Raw genomic sequence first — 438 nt, 5'->3', positions numbered from 1 at the left:
CCTCGATGGTGTGGGCCAGTGCGGCCAGGCTCACGGTGTGCTGGCCTTTGTTGTCGGCCGTGCCTCGGCCATACCAGCGCTCGCCTTCGATGGTGAGCTCCCAGGGCGAGAGGCCCTCGCGCCATTGCGCGTCCTGTCCGTTGACCACATCGCCGTGGCCGTAGGTGAGCACGGTGGGCAGCGCAGGGTCTTCCACGCGGCGGGCCACCAAGAAGGGGCCGCCTTGTGGCGACGGGTTGTCGAGCACCTCGCATTCAAAACCCAGGGGCGCGAGCCAGGGCACCATTTCGTCGGTGAGGTAGGTGTGCAGTTCGGGCGGCACCTTGCCAGTGTCGCTTTCGATGCGCCAGGCCACGCGGCGACGCAGGTCGGTGGCGAAGCGGCCATCGTCAAAGTAGCGCTGGACGTTTTGAATGAGTTGTTGGCGGTTCATCGTGC

The 438-nt window shown here is 66.2% G+C and carries 1 protein-coding gene; it reads right to left on the bottom strand.

The window, feature by feature from the left end; all coding sequences use genetic code 11:
- On the bottom strand, window positions 1–438 hold a 438-nt coding region (locus tag GPA27_RS28475; protein ID WP_211165315.1), incomplete at both ends, for a M20/M25/M40 family metallo-hydrolase.

The organism is Aromatoleum toluolicum (assembly GCF_012911005.2).
GTDB lineage: Bacteria > Pseudomonadota > Gammaproteobacteria > Burkholderiales > Rhodocyclaceae > Aromatoleum > Aromatoleum toluolicum.
Note: the sequence above shows the minus strand (reverse complement) of the source record. Positions and strands in the feature narration are given on the sequence as shown.